Genomic DNA, 1,256 nt, shown 5'->3' with positions numbered 1-1,256 from the left:
GCTGGAATGGCCCTGGACCAAGCTGATGGATGTGCCGGAGTTCACCGAGGAGCTGGTGGATTTGATCGCGGGCCAGTCGGATGCGCAATCCGGGCATATGCCGATCCGCGATCTGGAGCGGCTGCGGGATGACAACCTGGTTGGCATGATGCGGGCGCTGAAGAAATCCGGCAGCGGGGCTGGCGGTGTGATCACTGCGCATGAGGCGATGCTGCCCGTGCCGGAGGCGGCTGATCTGCCGGTCACCGTCTACCGCCCGGTGCCGCAGAGCTGGACCGACTACAACGGCCATATGAACGAGGCGCATTACACCGAGGCTTCGGCCCAGGCGACCGACCGCTTCATGGAGATGATCGGCTGCGATGCGGAGTACATCGCCGCGGGCGGCAGTTATTTCACCGTCGAGAACCACGTGCGGTTCCTGGACGAGCTGCACGAGGGCAATGCGCTGAGTGTGACCACCCAGGTGCTGCAGGGCGCAGGCAAGAAGATGCATCTGTTCCACCGCCTGATTGGCCCCGAGGGAAAGCTGGCGGCGACGGTGGAAACGCTGCTTTTGCACATGGACCTGAACGCGCGGGGCACCTCGCTGCCGTCGCCGGAGGTCGCCGACAAACTGGCAAGTTTTGCCGCCGCCCATGCCGGGCTGGCGTTGCCGGAGGGCGCCGGGCGCCACGTCGGCCAGCGCGGATAATTTGGGAACCGGCAGTTTGCGGCTGCCGGTTTTCCTTATGCGGGCCGGGTCTCCTCCCCGATCCGGTCCGCAATTTGCCCGCGGCAGAGGCGGCACCCCGGGGGAGGGATTTTCCGGACAGCTGTGCAAACGGGAGGGCTTCATCCCGTCTGCACGGACCGGGCAGCTTTCCTGGGCGGAGGATCCGGGGAGCGCAAGCGTATAGGGACAAAGGGAGGGCCATATGTCCGAAAGCAATTCCAACAGCCACCTGGTGGCGAAATCCGGTTTCTTTACCGGTCTGCATCCGGGGATGGGCATCGCCGCCAAGGCGATGATCGCCGCTTTTGTTATTTTCACAGTTTTGAACGTGGAATTCGCAGGCGGCCTGTATAAATCGGTGCGCAGCTGGATCGAAGGCGGTCTCAGCTGGTATTACATCTCGGTTCTGGCCGGGATCATGTTCTTCTGCTTCTTCTTGATGTTCTCGAAATTCGGCAGCCTCCGGCTGGGGGATGACGACTCGCGCCCGGAATTCACCAACTTCAGCTGGTTTGCGATGCTGTTTTCCGCCGGTATCGGC

At 62.7% G+C, this 1,256-nt stretch carries 2 protein-coding genes; both read left to right on the top strand.

Translation table 11 applies throughout. The features are described from left to right. On the top strand, positions 1 to 694 hold a 694-nt coding region (locus A2I95_RS39435), incomplete at its 5' end, for a thioesterase family protein (RefSeq protein WP_291737803.1). 223 nt (positions 695 to 917) lie between these two features. After that, positions 918 to 1,256 (top strand): BCCT family transporter (locus tag A2I95_RS39430; protein WP_291737802.1); only part of this gene is annotated, 339 nt, incomplete at its 3' end.

Source organism: Leisingera sp. F5, from assembly GCF_001593695.1.
Note: the sequence above shows the minus strand (reverse complement) of the source record. Positions and strands in the feature narration are given on the sequence as shown.